Origin of the sequence: Rathayibacter sp. PhB179 (assembly GCF_004345345.1) — a bacterium.
GTDB classification, from domain to species: Bacteria; Actinomycetota; Actinomycetes; order Actinomycetales; family Microbacteriaceae; genus Rathayibacter; species Rathayibacter festucae.
Genome location: NZ_SLVD01000003.1, coordinates 56,504 through 70,950 on the forward strand (window position 1 = coordinate 56,504; position 14,447 = coordinate 70,950).

The window sequence follows — 14,447 nt, forward strand, 5'->3', positions numbered from 1 at the left end:
TGGTCTCGTGAAGGAGGTAGCGACGACACCACCCACTGTCACGACGATTAGTCGAGAACTCACTGCCAGCCCGTCCCCATTCACCTCGGGTTCACAGCGCCGGCTCCCGACCGCGGGCACTACTACGGCCGACCACGGCCGCTAGCGGATCCCCATACGGAACACCCGGCTGCGCAGAGAGCAGCTGAGTACGATCGGGCCATGCAGCGCACAGTAGGCGGAGTCCTCATCGAGGTCACCCACGCGAAAACCGGTGACGCGACTCCGACATCCGACGGTCCGATCCAGATGTGGACGATCGCCCTCTCCGGAGTAGGCATCGATCACACTGCGACTGTCGGTGTCGCCGGCACTTCCATGGAGCCGAACGATGACGTGTTCGCCACTGTTCTCGACGTGGCCGTGGTGCAGTACGACTCCGTGTCCGAGGACACGGACCCGCTCGCGACCTCTGCGATCCGCGAGTGGAAGCAAGACCACGCGACCGAACTCCAGGAGCTCGTGAAGACGCTTCGAGCGACCAGCAGCTAGCACCCTCGCGACGCACTCGGCTCCGGACCGCTCATGGCTCACCACAGGCCGACGGTCGAACGAGAGCCACCGGCTGAACCGGTTGGCGATCCCACACAAAACATTCCGCCAGCGTGTTGGCGAGCCGCAGGTCCCGCCGTCCAGGGAAGCGAATAGAGAACGTATTTCGCGGAGTCGTTAGCCTTTGTCCTGCACGCTAGCGGCATGACTACTGTCCCCGATGTCGACCATGTCGTTCGCGAGGAGCTGCGCGAACTCCTTGACAGGCCCGTGCGCGACTACCTATCCGTTCTCACCGAGAGGGCCGCGAAGCAGCGCCTTCGGCGCACATCTTGTGCGAGCTGACCGTGACCAGTCGAACGAGGCTCGACCGCCATCTCCTCGCAGTAGCATCCGGCGCGGTCGGCGTCGTCGCCGCCCTCTCGCTGACGTCTTGCGGGTACGGCTGCCATGAAATCGGCTACACCAACGAGCTTCGCGTGACGGCGGCAGGTGCGCGATCCGTTGATGTCGCCGACATCCGGCTGTGTGCGGATGAGATCTGCGCCTATCCCTCCGTCGATGCAGCCCCCGCAACCGGACGCTCCTACTGGGTCGTCCACAACACCTCCGGTCTGTGGATATACGCCTTCGGTGACCACCACCCCGACACAGTGCACCTCACACTCCTCGACAACGCAGGCCGCGCCCTCGACGAACAGGACCACGACATCGACTGGAACCTCGTCGACGAACCAAATGGCCCGGGATGCGGCTGGCGCGCCGACCCCTATGACCTCACCGTCAGCCTCTGAGAGCGGCAGGGACAACACAACCCACGCTCATCTCACTGATCGATCCCCATACGGGACGCGCCTCCGGTCGGGATCGGTGTAACGCTGCGAGGACCTGCGGACACTAGTAGATGTGGGGATCATCAGGACGGACGAAGCCGCCGCCTGGGCGCGTGCGTCCTCCGGTGACGGTGCGGCGTTCGCGTCGATCTTCGACGAGCACCGCGCTCGGGTATTCCGGCACGCGTACCGACTCCTTGTCGATACGACCGATGCGGAGGACGCGGCAGCGGTCGCGTTCCTCGAGCTGTGGGGTCGGCGCCGCAACGTCGAGCTCGTCAACGGATCCGTCCTCCCTTGGTTACTCGTGACCGTCACCAACACCGCCCGCAACCTCAGCCGCGGCCGCGGCCGGTACCGCGCCCTCCTCACCTCGCTCCCCCACGGCGAACATCAGTCCTCCGCGGAGGACGCTGCGCTGCAAGACGTGATCGATGACCGGCGCCTCTCCGAAGCACTCGGACGCCTCTCGCCGGCGGACCTGCACCTCGTGACGCTCGTGATGATCGAGGGCTACAGCCCCACCGACGCCGCGCCCCTCCTCGGGCTCAGCGCCGGCGCCACCCGGACCAGGCTGCATCGGGCCCGCGCGGCGCTGCGCGATCAGCTCGGGCATCCGACCCTCAGCCTCTACGTCCAGTCGACGCTAGGAGATCCGTCATGACCGCCTCGCAGATGAGCGACAAATTCACCACCGCCTTCCGGCGCGCGCTGATCGAGCACGTCGAGACCCCCTCCCGCTCCCGCCGACACCGATGGCTGCTGGGAGGCGGAATCGGCGCGGTCGCGCTATTCGCCGGTACCGCCACAGCCGCCGCCACCGGCCTGCTCCCCCTGCCTGGCGCCGCGGTCGTCACCCCCGTCAGCGTGTCCGCAGCCGGGACCTACACCGGCACCGCGACCCTCCAGCTCGGACCCGCCCCGGACGGCGCGACAGGGCTGACCGTCTCGCTCAACTGCCTCACCCCGGGCACCTTCACGCTCACCGGAGGATCGAGTCTCACCTGCTCCGCCAACGACTTCCTCCGACCAGAGCAGGTGCCGGGCTTCGACTCCTTCTTCACGCCCCTCACCGCCGCCCCCGATGGAGAGTTCACCGTCACCGCGTCCGCAGGCAGTGGATGGCGGGCGATCGTCGCCTACGCCACGTCCGAGACGACCGCGTGGGCGGAGAACGCCGCCGGCCAGAGCTACGGCGTCACCAACGAGAACGGTGATCCGGACCTCATCGCCGTCGTCGCGAACAACGGCACGCAGGGCTACGTGCATCGCGGCGACCTCGAAGACGCCGACGGCACCACCGCTCAACGCTCCTTCACCACACCCGAGGACGCCCTCGAATGGCAGGAGCAGAACAAGGGGATCACCCACACCATCCCCGTCTACGAATCGGACGGCACCACCCTCGTGGGCGAGTTCGACGTCGGATGATCGCGGCGTCCAGACGACCATCCTTCTCCGGGACGCGCCCGTAGCCTGTGGGCATGCGGCCGCTGAGGAGACGACTGCCCGGCTGGGCGCTCGTGCTCCTGTCGATCCCGCTCGGTCTCGCCTCGATCGCACTCGGATGGACCTTCGACGGGATCGATCCCTTCAGCGTTCAGTGCTCGCGAGGAACGTTCCCTGAGGCGGCCGATCTGTCCGACGAGTCCGTCCGCATCACCGGCGATCCGACTCTTCTACCCTTGGGTGTGGACTGCACGTACGACGCCGACCACGACGACATCGGCCCGCAGATGATTCACCACTACGACTTCCCCGCGACGGTCGGCCTGCTCGTGAGCGTCCTCGCCTTCGGCGGAGGCGGGGCCCTCGTCCTCGTCCGCGACTAGCGACCATCAGCGCCCGCCGGACGATCCCCATGTGGGACGCCGCGGTCGAGCGCGGCCGGCTGAGCGGCGGCTCCTCTCAGTCGGCAGACTGTGCTGGTGTCCTCTCCGAAGAAGATCCGAGCACTGCTGACCACCGCTCAGCGTGACCAGACGCACATCACCGTCCGTTTCACGTTCGGGAACCGCGAGACGATCGACGGGTTCGTCGTCGGTCTGGGCAGGAAGTGGGCACTTCTCGCAGTGACGATGACCGGCGGCTTCTTCGACGGGTACGCCGCCGTCCGCCTCGCGGAGATCGCACGAGCTCGACCCAACCGGTTCTGGGAAGCACGATTCTCACGAACCCGACCGGAGTGGCCCCCTCACCCGCCCACCGATCGCCCCGCGATCGACCTGGACACCACCTCGGGGCTGCTGGCCACCTTCCTCGACCCGGGCACCCTGGTCAGCATCGAACGCCGCAAGAAGTACAGCGCGATGTGGGTGGGCGTCCCCTTCCTGCTCACTCGCAACTGGCTCTCCCTCTGGGAAGTCGATGCGCAGGCCGTCTGGGACAAACGGCCGCTTGGCTACCGACCCCGAACCATCGCCCTCGTCCGGACCGGCGACCACTACCTCAGAGGACTCGCGGCCGTCGTCGGCGATCGACCTCCCGAGGACCTGCCGTACGACTGGGCCGCACGCTCGAAGCACGCACGACGCCAGCCGTGACGGCAGACCGCCGATGACCGCCCAGCCATCCCCTTTCGGGACGCACCATCAGCGGAACTCGACGCTGCTCAGGATCAGCGGATGAGGGCGGCGGCGGAGAGGTCGGTGCCGCAGCAGCGGAGCAGCAGCGGAGCGGCAGCGGAGCGGAGTCGTCACGCGACCGGCTGTCCGGCGATCCAGACGGCGACCGGCCGGCTCAGGACGGAGACGTCGCTCACGGGGTCGCCGTCGACGAGGAGCAGGTCCGCGCGTCGGCCGACGGCGACGACTCCCCGGTCGGCGAGGCCGAGCGCGGAAGCGGCTCCGCTCGTCGCGGCGCGGACCGCGTCGACAGCGGAGAGACCGGCCTGACGGAGGAGGCCGAGCTCGGTATGCAGGGACGCGCCGTGCGGGACGGGGGCGAACGGGCTCTCATTGGCGTCGGTACCGGCGACGATCCGGACGCCCGCGGCGTGCATCCGGCGCACGCTCTCGACGGCGTTGCCGATCGCCGAGTCGGCGCGGTCGCCGAGGCGGGCGCGGGCCATGACCTGCATCATCACCAGGGTCGGCGACGCGATCGTCCCCTGCGCGAGCATCCTCGCGGCGGTCTCCTCCGGCAGCGGCCGATCGAGGGGCGCGTGGGTGAGGACGTCCACGCCGGCGTCGAGACCGCGTGAGAACGCGTTCGCGGTCACGACGTGCGCCACGGTCGTCCAGCCGCGGCGGTGGGCGCCTTCGACGAGAGCGGTGATCGTCGGGACGTCGAGGGCGGGGACGTCGGTCGCGTCCGGGTCCTCGATGATGATCTTGATCAGGTCGGAGCCGTTGTCGCTCCGCCAAGTGAGGAATCGCTCGGCGTCCGCCGCGCCGGTGACCGCGCTCTCCTCGGGGTTCCCCATCAGCGCGATCTGAGTGCTGCCCGGCGCCGAGGCGGCCGAGCCGGCGCTCCGCAGCGACGGGGCACCCCGCAGCATCCGCTGCTCGGCGACGAGGCTGTCGGGATGCGTGCCGAGGTCGATCATCGTCGTCACGCCCGCGCGGGCAGCGGACTCGAGCGCGCCGCGCGAGCCGAGGTGGACATGCGTGTCGATCAGCCCGGGCACGAGGAACCGGCCCGCCCCGTCGATGACGTCGCCGCGCGCGACCCCGCTGCCCGAGCGGCGGATGCCGCGGATCGTGCGGTCGAACTCGACGTCCACCGCTCCCCCGGGAAGCGAGGGGTCGAGAGCGGCGAGGCGGACATCGACGAGAGTGACGGTCATGAGGGGTGCTCCTTCGATTCGAGGACGGTCAGCGGCTCTGGACGGGCAGCTGGAGGAAAGAGGCGTGCTCGCCGCCGGTGTGGACGATGTGCTGCCCGGCGTTCGCACCGACGTACTCGCGGATGCCGGGCATGAGGGTGCCCATCAGGTTGCGCGAGCTGATGACGAAGCGCAGCTGCTCCCCCGGGTGGAAGAGCAGGCCGAGCGGCAGCAGATCGATCTCGACCTCGGCGATCTCGCCGTCGGCGAGCTTCTCGACGCGGTCGAAGGCGTGCGCGGGGACGTCGTCGGTCGTGAGCGCCGGGTCCAGGCGGCGGGCCGAGACGCGCAGGCGTCCGTCGGAGCCCTTGTAGCGGAGGATCGTGGCGCCGTGGTCGGTGAGGTCGTGCGCCCGGGCGGTGCGGTTCGCCACAGTGAACGCCTGCAGCGGGGTGCCGTGCGCGTCGAGCTTCTGCACGAGGACGAAGAGGTCGAGGTCGTCGGAACCGCGCGCCTCGACGAACAGGTGCGCCTTCGGGTAGCCGACGAGCACCGTCTCCTCGTCGAACCGGGTCAGGAACGATACGGCGCTGGGGTTCGCGTCGACCGTGTACGCGGCCTCGACCGGAGCAGAGGGCGCGGTCGCCGTCAGCACGCGGGCTGCGCCGTCGAGGTAGTACCGCGTCGGCACGACGTCCGCGGGCGGGAACGACTCCGCCTCGAAGCCGACACGGTCGCCGCCCTCGAGGTCGAGGAGGGAGTAGCGGACCCGGGGCGTGTGCTCCCAGCCCGAGTCCTCGCCGCGGAGGTAGTGGTCGAAGAAGCGGCGCAGATCCTCGACGTTGGCCTCGTCGTAGTAGTCGGGCCACTCCTGCGTGTTGTGGATGCGCAGCCACTTCTCCTCGGACGCGATCCGGCGCCAGGCGCGGAAGGTGCCGGCGGTGTGCAGGGTGTTGGAGTAGCTGGCGACGACGTAGGCGGGGACGGTGATCCTCTCGAACGCGGGGATCTTCTGCTCCCACAGCTCGTCGACGAGGGGGTGCGCCTCCGCCTCGGCCAGGACGTCCTCCTTGCGGTTCCTGCCGAAGAAGCTGCCGTCCTGCAGCTGCCGCGCGAAGCCGGTGTCGGGCATTCCGCCGCGGAAGACGAGGTCGCGGTAGACGTCGCTGACGCCCTCCCACGGGTTGATCGCCGCCAGGTGCGGCGGCTGCTCGGCCGCGGTGAACCACTGCGAGACCGCGAGGTAGGACGTGCCGGACATGCCGACCTTGCCCGTGCACCACTCCTGCTCGGCGAGCCACTCGATCAGGTCGTGGCAGTCGCGGCCCTCCTGGCGATCCCAGAGCACGCTGTCGCCCTCGGAGTCGACCACGCCGCGCACGTCCGGGTTGCAGATCGCATAGCCGCGGGCGCACCAGTACGCCGGGTCCGGGCCCTCGAACTTCTCCAGCCCGGAGACGATGCCGTTGTCGAGGCCGACCAGCCCGAAGACTCCCATCACGCTGGGCGAGCTGCCCTGACCCTTCCCGTAGGGACTCCACGCGACGATCACCGGGACCGGCTCCGAGCCGACCGGGCGGAACACGTCGACGTGGATCGTCACTCCATCGCGCAGCGTCACAGCGACGTCCTTCTCGAGCACGACGTCGACCGGCAGCTCCCGGAACGGCGGGGCGAGGCGGAAGCCTGCCTCCAGGACGCGGGCACCGGGCTCGAACGCGGTGAGCACTCCGCTGCGCACGGCGGGCAGCGGGTGGGAGGCGGTGTAGATCTTCTCGGTCATGGCGTGCTCCAGGTTCTGGCGATCGTGCGGTGAGTCCTCCGTGGGCTCGCGTCGGGCCGAGCGTACGTCCGATCGGTCACGAACTCAACAGGCGTTGAGATTCTGGGCACGGCGAGGTAGCGTCGGAGCATGAACGAGACTCCGCGGTCGGCACGCCCCGGTCGACGCCCCGGCTCCGCCACCACGAGGGGCGCCGTGCTGACGGCGGCTCGGGCGAGCTTCGCCGCCGACGGCTACGCCGGAACGACCATCCGCCGGATCGCGACGGATGCCGGAGTCGACCCGTCCCAGGTCATGCAGTTCTTCGGCTCGAAGGACGAGCTGTTCGCCGCGGTGATGGCGGTCCCCGCCTCCGCGCTGCACCGCTTCGACACCGCCTTCGACGGCGCCGACGAGCACCTCGGCGAGCGGGTCGTCCGCGCCTACCTCGAAGCCTTCGAGGGCGACGACGCGGAGTCGGAGCCGCTGATGGCGATGCTCCGCGGCGCCGTCACGAACGCGCAGGCGAGCGAGACCCTGCGGGACTTCATCCAGTCCCGGCTCACCCACGGCACGGCCGGCCGGGGCGAGGACGCGACGCTCCGCGCCGGCCTCGCCGCCTCGATGCTGATCGGCGTCGTCGTCGGCCGCCGCGTCGTCGGCGTGCCGGCCCTGCTCGCCGCAGATCTCGACCGGATCTTCGCCACTCTCGGACCAGTCATCCAGCAGCTGCTCGCCCGGGAGGCGACGACGGTGTGACACTGACGCCTTCCCCGGCTCGCAAGCGTCCCGCTCTCCCGTCCCCCTCAGGGACGAACCAACGGAGCTTCGTCGAATCATTTTCGAGTCTTGTGTATATCGATACGTCGCAGTATCGTTTTCACTCATGACCTCCTCCCCGCGTCGCCAGCCTGGTCGAAAGCTCGACCGCTCTCGGGACGGCGTGATCCTGGACGCGGCACTCGCCGTCATGGCCGAGGTCGGGTACGAGGCGGCGACAGTGGATGCCGTTGCGGCTCGTGCTGGTGCGGCTCGCGCGACCGTCTACCGTCGCTGGCCGACGAAGACGGCCCTCGCTGCAGCGGCTGTCGCTCACCTCACCGCGGCTGATGCCGGGAGCACCGACCTGCCGGATCTCGGGAGCCTCCGCGACGACCTCCTGGCCACGACCGTGACGATGTCCGAGGCGGAACAGCAGCTCCGCATCGATGTGATGAGCACCCTCGCGGACGCCGGCCGCACGGACCCTGCTCTGGCGAGCCTGACCGCGTCGGCCAGCGCTGATCCCTGGGTCGAGGTGAGTCGATCGCTCCTGCGCCGTGCCATCGACCGCGGGGAGTTCCCCCCTGGCGACATCGACACGCTGGCGATGGTCATCCCCACGATGTGCGTGCACCGCACCGCCGTCCAGCGCACACCGGTCACCCGCGAATTCGTCGCCGACCTCATCGACCACGTCGTCGTCCCCGCGCTGCGCGGACGTCGGTGATTCCCACCCCGACATCCCCCAGGAGCCCACCATGACCGTTTCCGTCACCCCGCACCTGAACTTCCGCGGTCAGGCCCGGGAGGCGCTCGCCTTCTACCGATCGGTCTTCGGAGGCGACGTCGCACTCGCCACGTATGCGGACACGCATCAGGTCGACGACCCCGCTCAGGCCGACGCTGTCTCGTTCGGTCGGCTCACCGCGCCCAACGGCTTCAGCATCATGGCCTACGACGTCCAGACGGCGAAGCCGTACGACGCCGGCCGGAACCCCTTCTACCTCACCCTGCACGGCGACGATCAGGCCGAGATCAGCGAGCAGTGGCGGCGCCTCGCCGACGGGGGAACCGTGCTGACCGACTTGGGACCGAGCCCGTTCGCTCCCCTGTACGGCATGCTTACCGACATGTTCGGCACGACCTGGATCATCGGCTGCGACTGACCCTCCCGCGATCGCTCCGAGCCCCTGGGTCCACCGAGCCGGCCCGGCGTGACGCGGACATCTCGATCACTGCCACAGGGTGAGGACGTCGGATGAGACCAGTGCACGTCTCCAGCGCGCAGCGCCGGCGCCTCCTCGTGCGTCGGCATCTTCTCGATCGGTCCGGCACGTCTCCTCGGCACGTCACGAATGCACTCGTCGCCGTGCATGCGACCGACCCCGCGACCCCGTACCTCTCGATCCTCGCCCGGACGACGGGCGTCACCCTCGAGGACATCGCGGCGGAGATGTACGAGCGACGACTGCTGGTGCGGTGGCTCGCGATGCGCCGCACCGTGTTCCTGCTGGACCGCGACCTCGTACCGGACGTGCACGCCGCCGTGAGCGCGCCCCTCGCCGACGTCCTGCGGCGCCGCCTCGTGACGACACTGGAGAAGAATCAGGCTCTACCGGACGTCCCGGACGTCGCCGCGTGGGTCCGCAGCGTCGAGAAGGACGTCCGGGCGGGTCTCCGCGAGATCGGTGACGCGACCGGCGCGCAGCTGAGCGCTGCGGTGCCGGGCCTGAAGACACCGATTCCGCCTCGGCTTCCGTCCGACACGAAGCAGACGGTCACGAGCAGTCTCCTCGCCCTGATGAGCGCCGCCGGAGAGATCGTCCGGGGCACCCCCGTCGGTGCGTGGACGACGCGACAGCATCGGTGGCAGGCCGTCGAGGCCTGGTGGGAGGACGGCGTACCCCCTCGGGACGCCCTCGAGGCTCGGACGCGGATCGCCCGACGGTGGCTGCAGTCGTACGGGCCGGCGACGGTGGACGACCTGCAGTGGTGGACCGGGTGGACGAAGACTGCGACCCGCGCGACCCTGACCGCTCTCGCCGTCGTCGACACCGACCTCGACGGCATTGACGGCATCGACCTGCCTCATCGACACGATGCTCCGGATGACATCGAGGCGACGGAGCCCGTCGCGGCGCTTCTCCCGTCTCTCGACTCGACAGCCATGGGATGGAGACACCGCCACTGGTACAGCCCAGCCGACACCGCCGGCCTCTACGACAGCCGAGGCAACGTCGGCCCGACGATCTGGTGGGACGGCCGCATCGTCGGCGTGTGGGCCTCGACCCCCGGCGGCGTCCGGACCCGGCTCCTCGAAGACCTCGGCGCGGACGGTGCGGACGCGATCGGCACGGCCGCAGCCGACCTCGAACAGACCCTGGGCGACACCGTCGTCACACCCTCCATCCGCGCTCCCCTCGAGCACGACCTCTCGCAGCACTGAAGAGCCGAGTGAGGCACGTCGCGATCCTCGTACGGGACAGCCGGGCGACGAGGACGTCCCGCACATCGACCAGCACCAGTCAGAGCCCTGCACCGGGCCGAGCCGGGCGAGCTCGATGGCGAAGGCAGACGTTCGCCACCGACGGCCGGTCGGTTCTACGCTGGCGTCATGGGCGAGCAGCAGGTCGCACTGGTCACCGGGACCTCGAGCGGCATCGGGCGCGCCGTCGCCGAGCGCCTGCGCAGCGACGGCTGGCGAGTGTTCGGCGGGCAGCGCCGGACGGATCCGAGTGATGAGGACTCGCTTCCTCTCGACGTCACGGACGACGACAGCGTCCGCGCCGCCATCCGCACGCTCATCGGCAGGACCGGCCGCCTCGACGCGCTCGTGAACAACGCTGGTGTGGACACGGCCGGGGCGATCGAGGAGACCACCGTCGCCGAGGCGGAGGCGCTCTTCGCGACGAACTTCTTCGGGGTGCACCGAGTGACCCGCGAAGTCCTCCCCCACCTGCGCAGCAACGGTGCGGGCCGCATCGTGGTCATCGGGTCGCTGTCCGGGATCGTCCCCGTGCCCTTCGACGCGTTCTACACCGCATCGAAGCACGCGCTCGAAGGCTGGATCGAGGCTCTGCAGCTGGAGGTCGGGCCGTTCGGGATCCACTGCACGATCATCGAGCCGGGGTTCATCCGCACCGACCTGCGCGCGGGCAAATCCGCGGTCGCCGCCCGCCTCGACGCCTACGACCGAGCGCGACGACGCGTCGAAGCAGCGTTCGACGACGACGTCGCCGCCGGCGCCGCTCCTTCGACCGTCGCCGACGCCGTCGCCCAGGTCCTCCTGTCGTCCCGGCCCCCACTCCACAAGCTCGTCGGAGCTGACGCACGACGCGTCGCCGCGCTGCACACCCTCCTGCCCAGGAAGCTCTTCCTCGACGGAATGCGCAAGCGCTACCGCACCTGATCGGCGTCGACGGGCCACGGGCCGGTCGACCATCCCCTCACGGACGATGCTCGAGGTCGCCCCGAAGGGGGGCGCGGGACGCTTCAGCAGCGACGGCCGGCGCCTGAGCCGGAGCTCCTGCTCGGATCTGCACGAGGGTGAGGTCGAGGAGCGGCGTCGGGACGCTCAGCTCCCGCGCTCGGCGAGCGAGGTCGCCGAGCAGGTGCTCGGCCTCGGTGGGCAGGCCGGCGACGAGGTCGCGGTAGAGCGAGGTCGTGAAGGCGGACCCCTCCTCGGTGAGGATCGCGAGGGACTGCTCGTGCGCCGCGGCGGACACCGGCAGGCCTGCCGCGTCGGCGACGGTCTCCGCCTCCTCGATCGCGTCGAGGATCCACGGGAGAGCGCCCGCCTCGAGGGCCGGGCCGATCGCGCTGCGGAAGAGGCAGGTGACGACGCCCGCTGCGGCGATGAAGACCCACTTCTCCCACAGTGCGGAGAGCACGTCATCGGACACCCGCAGGTCGATACCGGGGACGTCGAGCGCCTCGGCCACGTGAGCCGGCACCGGTGCGTCCGTCAGCGAGCCGATCGTGAGCACCGAGAGCCCGGTCATCTGGCGGACCGCGCCGCCGTCGAGAGTCGCGACGATCTTGGCCGAGCCGCCGAGCACTCGCCCGGGGAACTCGGTCTGCAGCAGGTCGATGTGAGCCATGCCGTTGAGGATCGGCAGCACGAGCGTCTTCGCGGTGACCCAGGCACGGACATCGGCGACGGCGTCCTCCAGCGCCGACGCCTTGACCGTCACGAGCACCAGATCGAAGACGGGCGCCTCCTCCCCCACGACCAGTGTCGTCACGTCGAGGGTGCGATCCTCCGAAGGCGCGACGAAGCGGAGTCCGTCTCTCCGCAGCGACTCGGCCCTGCCGGCACGCACCAGGTAGGTGACGTCGCGGCCGGCTTCCTGGAGGCGGGTCCCGAACGCACCACCGGTCGCGCCCGCTCCGACGATGAGAATCCGCACGGCGATGCCCTTCTGTCGCGACCACGAGTCCTCCGAGAGTAGGACGTCGCCGCCACCCCGCTCGACCGTCCCCCTCCGTCCTCCGGTGGGCGAGGCGGGCTTTTCGGGGGGTAGCGGCACGCTCGGCGCGGTCCCTAATTTTGCCAGTGCGGTGTGCTCGTCAGGGAACGCCGGCCGGTCCGGCGAGTTCTCGCGCGGCCCACGACGGCGAATCCGCGCCGTCTCTATCGAAGGACTCTGCCGTGCGTTCCCGTTCTGCTCTCGCCCTCTCCCTCCTCGCGGGAGGCGTCCTCGCGGTCGCCGCGCCCAGCGCGTCCTACGCGGCGTCGAGCACGTCGAGCATCCCCGTCTCGGCGAGGATCGCCAGCAGCGCGACCCTGAGCGCGTCTCCGCTCGATTTCGGCAACTACGCCGGTGCCGCCGTCAACGCGACCTCCACGATCACGGTGACCTCGACGAACGGGACGATGTACTCCGTCGCTGTCGGAAACGGCACCAACTCCCAGGACCCGTCCGGACGCCGTCTCAACTCGGGGGCTGGCGCGTCCACGCTCATGTATCAGGTGTACACGGACTCGGCCAGAACGAACGTCTGGGGCTCCTCTGCGGGTGGCGTCGTCCAGCAAGTGGGCACCGGGTCCGCGCAGACGCTGACCGTCTACGGGACGATCCCGGCGGGACAGAACTCGCCGGTCGGCAGCTACTCCGACACTCTGACGGCGACCGTCACCTACTGACGGTGAGGCGCAGGATCCTCGTCGCGGTCCTTCTCGCAGTCGTCGCGGTCGCTCTGATCGCGGTCGTGCTCGGCCGTGGCGAGGCCGTCGTCCCTGATGTGAGCGACGGTGCTGCGCCGACCGGCGGCGGAGCGGGAGCGATCTCGGTCTCGCCCGTGCGGAGCGTCGTGCCTGCCGAGACCCCGGACGTGACGCTCGCGTACACGATCGGGAACGTCGGCGACGCGGAGAAGACCTACAAGGCGTCGGCCGCCGAGCTCGACTCCAGCGGTCGACCGATCAGCGCTGCGACCGGCGATGCGGGCGCGTGGGTCTCGTTCGATCAGCAGCGGGTCACGGTGTCCGCCGGCGCCTCGGCTCCCGTAGCGGTGCGCATCGAGGCGCCGGCCGACCGCGGTGCGGAAGAGCGCCGGGTCGGCGTGACCTTCGCCGAAGTCGTCGACTCGAGCGAGGGTTCTGTGGGAATGGCGACCGCGATCACCACCTCCGTCTACGTACAGGGCACCGGCACTCCTTCCCGTAGCGCCCGGGTCGAGGGCCTGACGGTGCCGAGCTTCGCGACCGGTTCGTTCCCCGTCACCGCCACCCTGATCAACGACGGCAACGTCACCGTGGTCCCCGGCGCCACGGACGGCGGAGTCGCCGGGACGATCAGCGACGGCGGGCAGCCGTTCGTCATTGCGGGGAACCCCGTCCGGCCCGCCTCCAGCGGCGTGCTCACAGGCACCGTGGAGGCACCGCCTCCCCTCTGCTGGTGCCAGGTCCGCGTCAGCGTCGCGGACGGCAACGACGGCGTCTCCTCGGTCGATGCTCGCGTGCTCGTCACGCCCGCATGGCTTCCCGGGGCCCTGACTGTCCTGGCTGCTCTCCTGGTCATCGCGGCGCTTCTCCGCGCCCGCTCGAAACGACGCGGAACGGACTAGAGAGCGGCAGACCGATCGTGGTGGCGCTCGCGTTCCGGACCTCGAGCGCGCAGCCGTCACCGGCTGGCAGTCGCTGCACTGCTCACCGGAGAGGTCGTTTTCATCGTCGCTCCTGCGGCAACAGAAGCGCGCCAACGCAGCGTCCGGACAGCCGTCCCGTCATCCGAGGTGCCGGCACCCGTGGACAGCGGACCCGGTCACCGGTCAGCGGGCAGGAACGGCCCGCCGTACTCGCGGATGTGCGCGATCCTCCCGTCGCGGAGGGTGAGAACGGAGATGTACCGTCGGCGCTGCGCTCCCGGCATGTCGGCGCGGACGAGGACGCCGACGTACTCGCAGACCAGGACATCGGGTCGATCGGTCGGCAGGACGCTGGTGAAGTCGACCCGCTCGAAGCGCAGGAAGCCCGCGAGACCGGCGACCATGCGCTCGATCGCGGGCCGGCCGACGATCGGCGCGCTGTCGCCGTCGCCGTCGAACGGCACCTCGATCGTCCCGTCCTCGCAGAAGAGGTCGGGGAAGGTCCTCGGAACGGTGGTGAACCGTCCTCGTGGAGGACCCCGTCGAGTCGGAGCGCTCGCTGTCAAGCATCCGATCCGCTCTTGCCGGGCGTCCGCGATCGCTGTTCTCTGAGTCCGGAAACTCACCCGCCGGCCGGACCGCGGACCGGCTCCGCACCCGGGCGGCTCGACGAGGCCGCTGCCACGACCGATCGAGGAGCACC

The 14,447-nt window shown here is 69.9% G+C and carries 17 protein-coding genes; 13 read left to right on the forward strand and 4 right to left on the reverse strand.

Translation table 11 applies throughout. The features are described from left to right. Positions 1-201 precede the first annotated feature (201 nt). The 6 genes from EDF43_RS07470 (at position 202) to EDF43_RS07495 (ending at position 3,907) form a co-directional block, all read left to right on the forward strand. Positions 202-531 (forward strand): hypothetical protein, encoded by a 330-nt coding sequence (locus EDF43_RS07470; RefSeq protein WP_132436151.1) that lies wholly within the window; start codon positions 202-204, stop codon positions 529-531. Positions 532-878: 347 nt separating this feature from the next. Continuing rightward, a complete protein-coding gene (locus EDF43_RS07475) occupies positions 879-1,325 on the forward strand; it encodes a hypothetical protein (protein WP_132436152.1) in 447 nt (148 codons plus the stop codon). 112 nt (positions 1,326-1,437) lie between these two features. Beyond that, complete coding sequence (locus EDF43_RS07480; protein ID WP_243646255.1) at positions 1,438-2,028, forward strand: RNA polymerase sigma factor; 591 nt, start codon at positions 1,438-1,440, stop codon at positions 2,026-2,028. After that, the gene (locus EDF43_RS07485) at positions 2,025-2,795 is read left to right on the forward strand and encodes a peptidase M56 family protein (RefSeq protein WP_132436154.1); all 771 of its coding nucleotides are present in this window, start codon (positions 2,025-2,027) and stop codon (positions 2,793-2,795) included. The genes EDF43_RS07480 and EDF43_RS07485 overlap by 4 nt, the downstream gene beginning before the upstream one ends. A 53-nt stretch (positions 2,796-2,848) precedes the next feature. Beyond that, on the forward strand, positions 2,849-3,196 hold the full coding sequence (locus EDF43_RS07490) for a hypothetical protein (protein ID WP_132436155.1): 348 nt from the start codon (positions 2,849-2,851) through the stop codon (positions 3,194-3,196). A 96-nt stretch (positions 3,197-3,292) separates the two neighbouring features. Beyond that, the gene (locus EDF43_RS07495) at positions 3,293-3,907 is read left to right on the forward strand and encodes a hypothetical protein (RefSeq protein WP_132436156.1); all 615 of its coding nucleotides are present in this window, start codon (positions 3,293-3,295) and stop codon (positions 3,905-3,907) included. Between the two features lie 152 nt (positions 3,908-4,059). Here the strand turns inward: EDF43_RS07495 and EDF43_RS07500 are convergent, their stop codons facing one another. After that, positions 4,060-5,151 (reverse strand): amidohydrolase family protein, encoded by a 1,092-nt coding sequence (locus EDF43_RS07500; RefSeq protein ID WP_132436157.1) that lies wholly within the window; start codon positions 5,149-5,151, stop codon positions 4,060-4,062. Between the two features lie 28 nt (positions 5,152-5,179). Continuing rightward, positions 5,180-6,913, reverse strand: a complete 1,734-nt coding sequence (locus EDF43_RS07505; protein WP_132436158.1) for a CocE/NonD family hydrolase — start codon at positions 6,911-6,913, stop codon at positions 5,180-5,182. A 129-nt stretch (positions 6,914-7,042) separates the two neighbouring features. Between EDF43_RS07505 and EDF43_RS07510 the strand changes: the two genes are divergently transcribed. From EDF43_RS07510 to EDF43_RS07530, 5 genes are all read left to right on the forward strand, one after another. Beyond that, positions 7,043-7,651: a TetR/AcrR family transcriptional regulator gene (locus tag EDF43_RS07510; RefSeq protein WP_132436159.1), complete on the forward strand. Its 609-nt coding sequence runs from the start codon at positions 7,043-7,045 to the stop codon at positions 7,649-7,651. Positions 7,652-7,778: 127 nt separating this feature from the next. After that, a complete protein-coding gene (locus EDF43_RS07515; protein ID WP_132436160.1) occupies positions 7,779-8,381 on the forward strand; it encodes a TetR/AcrR family transcriptional regulator in 603 nt (200 codons plus the stop codon). A 31-nt stretch (positions 8,382-8,412) separates the two neighbouring features. Further along, a complete protein-coding gene (locus EDF43_RS07520; RefSeq protein ID WP_123735693.1) occupies positions 8,413-8,820 on the forward strand; it encodes a VOC family protein in 408 nt (135 codons plus the stop codon). Positions 8,821-9,023: 203 nt separating this feature from the next. Next, positions 9,024-10,100, forward strand: a complete 1,077-nt coding sequence (locus EDF43_RS07525) for a winged helix DNA-binding domain-containing protein (protein ID WP_165909047.1) — start codon at positions 9,024-9,026, stop codon at positions 10,098-10,100. A 168-nt stretch (positions 10,101-10,268) separates the two neighbouring features. Beyond that, on the forward strand, positions 10,269-11,063 hold the full coding sequence (locus tag EDF43_RS07530) for an SDR family NAD(P)-dependent oxidoreductase (protein ID WP_132436162.1): 795 nt from the start codon (positions 10,269-10,271) through the stop codon (positions 11,061-11,063). Positions 11,064-11,100: 37 nt separating this feature from the next. Here EDF43_RS07530 and EDF43_RS07535 read toward each other — a convergent pair whose 3' ends face one another. Beyond that, positions 11,101-12,063 (reverse strand): 2-dehydropantoate 2-reductase, encoded by a 963-nt coding sequence (locus EDF43_RS07535; protein WP_132436163.1) that lies wholly within the window; start codon positions 12,061-12,063, stop codon positions 11,101-11,103. Between the two features lie 242 nt (positions 12,064-12,305). On the opposite strand from EDF43_RS07535, the gene EDF43_RS07540 reads away from it, so the two are divergent. Together EDF43_RS07540 and EDF43_RS07545 are read left to right on the forward strand one after the other, a co-directional pair. Further along, positions 12,306-12,800 (forward strand): spore coat U domain-containing protein, encoded by a 495-nt coding sequence (locus EDF43_RS07540; protein ID WP_165909048.1) that lies wholly within the window; start codon positions 12,306-12,308, stop codon positions 12,798-12,800. A 2-nt stretch (positions 12,801-12,802) separates the two neighbouring features. Then, positions 12,803-13,723, forward strand: coding sequence for a hypothetical protein (locus EDF43_RS07545; RefSeq protein ID WP_123735698.1), 921 nt, complete (start codon positions 12,803-12,805; stop codon positions 13,721-13,723). A 197-nt stretch (positions 13,724-13,920) separates the two neighbouring features. Here EDF43_RS07545 and EDF43_RS07550 read toward each other — a convergent pair whose 3' ends face one another. Beyond that, a complete protein-coding gene (locus EDF43_RS07550) occupies positions 13,921-14,208 on the reverse strand; it encodes a hypothetical protein (protein WP_132436164.1) in 288 nt (95 codons plus the stop codon). Positions 14,209-14,447 lie beyond the last annotated feature (239 nt).

What these genes read in the sequence shown, in the direction of transcription:
- EDF43_RS07530 (WP_132436162.1), top strand. Translation starts at nt 10,269, where the DNA reads ATGGGCGAGCAGCAGGTCGCACTGGTCACCGGGACCTCGAGCGGCATC.
- EDF43_RS07510 (WP_132436159.1), top strand. Translation starts at nt 7,043, where the DNA reads ATGAACGAGACTCCGCGGTCGGCACGCCCCGGTCGACGCCCCGGCTCC.
- EDF43_RS07500 (WP_132436157.1), bottom strand. Translation starts at nt 5,151, where the DNA reads ATGACCGTCACTCTCGTCGATGTCCGCCTCGCCGCTCTCGACCCCTCG.
- EDF43_RS07505 (WP_132436158.1), bottom strand. Translation starts at nt 6,913, where the DNA reads ATGACCGAGAAGATCTACACCGCCTCCCACCCGCTGCCCGCCGTGCGC.
- EDF43_RS07490 (WP_132436155.1), top strand. Translation starts at nt 2,849, where the DNA reads ATGCGGCCGCTGAGGAGACGACTGCCCGGCTGGGCGCTCGTGCTCCTG.
- EDF43_RS07485 (WP_132436154.1), top strand. Translation starts at nt 2,025, where the DNA reads ATGACCGCCTCGCAGATGAGCGACAAATTCACCACCGCCTTCCGGCGC.
- EDF43_RS07515 (WP_132436160.1), top strand. Translation starts at nt 7,779, where the DNA reads ATGACCTCCTCCCCGCGTCGCCAGCCTGGTCGAAAGCTCGACCGCTCT.
- EDF43_RS07520 (WP_123735693.1), top strand. Translation starts at nt 8,413, where the DNA reads ATGACCGTTTCCGTCACCCCGCACCTGAACTTCCGCGGTCAGGCCCGG.
- EDF43_RS07470 (WP_132436151.1), top strand. Translation starts at nt 202, where the DNA reads ATGCAGCGCACAGTAGGCGGAGTCCTCATCGAGGTCACCCACGCGAAA.